Origin of the sequence: Delftia sp. ZNC0008 (genome assembly GCF_000799035.1) — a bacterium.
Taxonomy (GTDB): Bacteria; Pseudomonadota; Gammaproteobacteria; order Burkholderiales; family Burkholderiaceae_C; genus Comamonas; species Comamonas tsuruhatensis.
The window spans coordinates 1-3,503 of the sequence record NZ_JTKZ01000306.1 but is presented as its reverse complement, the minus strand read 5'-3'; the positions used below and the strand labels follow the sequence as shown (position 1 = coordinate 3,503).

The following is a 3,503-nucleotide window of genomic DNA, read 5'->3' as shown; positions in this document are numbered from 1 at the left end:
CCGCGTGTGATCGAGCGGCTGAACCATGCCCTGAACACCGCCCTGGCCGCACCCGAGCTGCGCCAGCGCCTGGGCGAGATGGCCGCCACGCCCGAGCCCGGCACCCCGGCGCAGATGCGCAGCTTTGCGGCGTCGGAGATCAAGCGCTGGCGCGAGGTGGTCAAGGCCTCGGGCGCCACGGCGCAGTAATTCGATACCCGTTCGACACAACGGCCCCACAAGGAGACACCCCCATGCAACCCATTGATTTTTTCTGGCGCGCGGCCGAGCGCTGGCCGCAGCGCATCGCCATCGACGCACCGGGCGGCTGCATCCGCTATGACGCGCTGGCCCGCAAGGTGGCCGCGCTGGCGGCCGGCCTGCAGGCGCTGGAGCCCGCCGTGCAAAGCCGCGTGGGCATCTGCGCGGGCAACAGCGCAGACCATATCGCCGCCCTGCTGGCGGTGATGGCCAGCGGCAAGGTCTGGGTGCCGCTCAATCCCAAGAGCACGCAGTCCGAGGTGCGCCGCATCATCGATGCCACCGAGCCTTCCATCGTGCTGTGCGATGCCGGCGGCGCTGCACTGGTGCAAGGGGCGCCGGGCATCCACCTGGTGCTGGGCGAGGGCACGGCGGCCCTGGAGCAGGCGCAGGCCGGTGCTTTGCCTGTGATGCCCGACCTGCCCGCCGATGCCATCCAGGCCATCAAGTTCACGGGCGGCACCACGGGCCTGCCCAAGGGCGTGATGCAGCCCTGCCGCGCCTGGATGGCCGGCATTGCCAACCAGATCCAGGCCTGGGGGTTCGATGAGCATGACCGCTACGTCATGGCCGCGCCCATCACGCATGGCACGTCCACCTATCTGCTGCCCATCCTGGCGCAGGGCGGCTGCCATGTGCTGCTCGACGGTGCGGGTGCCGAGGCCGTGCGCAGCGCCTTTGCCCTGCGCGGCGGCACCGTGTGCTTCATGCCGCCCACCCTGATCTACATGCTGATGGCGCTGCCGGGCGCCAGCCGTGCGGACTTCCCCGGCCTGCGCCGCCTCATCTACGGCGGCGCCGCCATGCCGCCCGAGAAAATCCGCCAGGTGCGCGCCTTCTTCGGCCCCGTGCTGGCCACCACCTATGGCCAGACCGAGGCGCCGCAGATCCTCACGGCCATGCGGCCCGAGGACTTCGAGGACGAAGGCCTGTGGACCTCCGTGGGCCGGACCACCTGGTTCAGCGACCTGGCCATCATGGCGCCCGACGGCCGCCTGCTGCCCCGGGGCGAGGTGGGCGAGGTCGTGGCGCGCGGCGATCTGCTGATGAGCGGCTACTGGCGCCTGCCCGGCAAGACGGCCGAGACCCTGGTGAACGGCTGGCTGCACACGGGGGACCGGGGCCTGATCGATGCGCAGGGCTACCTGCACCTCAAGGACCGCCTGAAGGACTTGGTCATCACGGGCGGCTTCAACGTCTATCCCGTGGATGTGGAAAACGCCCTGGGCCAGCATCCGGCCGTGCATGAGTGCGTGGTCTTCGGCATCCCCGACGACCATTGGGGCGAGGCCGTGCAGGCCGCCGTGCAATTGCGCGCCGAACTGCGCCCCGACCAGCGCCCGGACGAGGCCGAACTGATCGCCTTCGTGCGCCAGCGCCTGGGCCCCGTGCAGACACCCAAGCGCATCCACTTTCACGCCAGCCTGCCGCGCTCGCCCGTGGGCAAGCTGCTCAAGACGGCCGTGCGCGAGCTTGCGCTGGCACCCCGCTGATCCCGCACACCATCACAAGGAGACCCTGGCCATGGCAACCCCCCAACCCCCCGTCACCCGCCTGTGCACCCACACCCTCACCAGCCTGCATTACCGCGATGCCGACCTGGTCGAGGACCTGATGGGCAAGAAGACCTTCACCGAGGTGATGCTGATGCAGATCCTGGGCCGAACGCCGCGCCCCGTGGACCTGCGCATCGCCGATGTGGTGCTCATCGTGCTCATGGAGCATGGCCTCACGCCCAGCGCCATCGCCACGCGCCTCATCTACATGAGCGCGCCCGAGAACCTGCAGGGCGCCGTCTCGGCCGGCCTGCTGGCCGTGGGCAGCTCCTTCGTGGGCACCATGGAGAACTGCGCCGCGCTGCTCGACCGCATCGCCGCCGCCGCCGACCCAGAGGCCGAGGCCCGCGCCATCGCCCGGCACCACAAGGCGTTGAAAAGACCCGTGCCCGGCTTCGGCCACCACCTGCACAAGCCCGTGGACCCGCGCGCCTACAAGCTGCTGGACATGGGCCGTGCCGAACCCGAACTGGCGGGCAGCAGAATCCGCGCGCTCGAAACCCTGTCCGCCGCCGTGGACGCCGCAGCGGGCCGGCCCATCACCATCAATGCCACGGGGGCCGTGGCCGCCCTGCTGGGCGAGATCGGCGTGCCCACGCCCGTGATGCGCGGCTTTGCCGTCATCTCGCGGGCGGCCGGGCTGGTGGCGCATGTGGTGGAGGAGCAGCAAAGCCCGTCGGGCCGGTTCATCTGGGAAACGGTGGAGGAAGCCATCCCCTTCGCGGGGCATGCAGTTTCCGCGAACGCTGCGTGAAGCAATGACCGATGGACCACCGCGCGCCATGCCGCGAGCATGGAGTCCATGCAACAAACCCATGGACTGTCCAGCGCCCTCGACGGCCTGCGCGTGGTGGACCTGTCCCGCATCCTGGCGGGACCCTGGTGCACCCAGAACCTTGCCGACCTGGGCGCATCGGTGCTCAAGATCGAGCGTCCCGGCACGGGCGACGACACGCGCGCCTGGGGCCCGCCCTTCGTGCAGGCCCCCGGTGGCGAGGCCGTGTCGGCCTACTTTCTGTCCTGCAACCGCGGCAAGCAGTCGGTGGCGCTGGACTTCACCGAGCCGGCCTCGCATGCCTGGCTGCTGCGCCAGATCCGCGATGCCGACGTGCTGGTGGAAAACTACAAGGCCGGCGCGCTGGCACGCCACGGGCTGGACTACGCGGCGCTGGCCGCCATCAACCCCGGGCTGATCTACCTGTCGATCACGGGCTTCGGCCAGAGCGGCCCGTTTGCGCACAAGCCCGGCTACGACTATGTGTTCCAGGGGCTGGGCGGCCTCATGGGCTACACGGGCGTGGCCGATGGCGAGGAGGGCGCGGGCCCGCTGCGCACGGGCGTGGCCGTGGTGGACCTGATGACGGGCATGTATGCCACCAGCGCCGTGCTGGCGGCCGTGGTGCAGCGCCAGCGCACGGGGCGCGGCCAGCACATCGACCTGGCGCTGCTGGACGTGGCCGTGGCCATGAATGCCAACCAGGCGGCCAACTACCTGGTCAGCGGCGAGAACCCGCGCCGCACGGGCAACGCCCATCCCAATTGCGCGCCGTATGAGGTGTTTGCCTGCGAAGACGGCCATTTCATCCTGGCCATCGGCAATGACGGGCAGTTCGCCGCCCTGTGCTCCGTGCTGGGCACGGACTGGCACCTGGACGCGCGCTTTGCCACCAATGCCGCGCGCCTGACCGGCATGGCGCAGCTACGCGG

At 70.2% G+C, this 3,503-nt stretch carries 3 protein-coding genes and 1 pseudogene; all 4 read left to right on the top strand.

Going from position 1 to position 3,503, the window contains the following annotated elements:
• Positions 1-189, top strand: a pseudogene (locus L995_RS10300) (tripartite tricarboxylate transporter substrate-binding protein); the annotation flags it as partial.
• Positions 190-233: 44 nt separating this feature from the next.
• Entirely contained in the window at positions 234-1,733 is a 1,500-nt protein-coding gene (locus L995_RS10295; protein ID WP_047471405.1) for a class I adenylate-forming enzyme family protein, read from the top strand.
• A 31-nt stretch (positions 1,734-1,764) separates the two neighbouring features.
• The gene (locus L995_RS10290) at positions 1,765-2,550 is read left to right on the top strand and encodes a citryl-CoA lyase (RefSeq protein WP_047471410.1); all 786 of its coding nucleotides are present in this window, start codon (positions 1,765-1,767) and stop codon (positions 2,548-2,550) included.
• Between the two features lie 48 nt (positions 2,551-2,598).
• A partial coding sequence (locus L995_RS10285; RefSeq protein ID WP_197065127.1) for a CaiB/BaiF CoA transferase family protein occupies positions 2,599-3,503 on the top strand: 905 nt, incomplete at its 3' end.

Excerpts from the sequence above, each read along its gene's own strand:
- L995_RS10295 (WP_047471405.1), top strand. The coding sequence starts at position 234 with ATGCAACCCATTGATTTTTTCTGGCGCGCGGCCGAGCGCTGGCCGCAG.
- L995_RS10290 (WP_047471410.1), top strand. The coding sequence starts at position 1,765 with ATGGCAACCCCCCAACCCCCCGTCACCCGCCTGTGCACCCACACCCTC.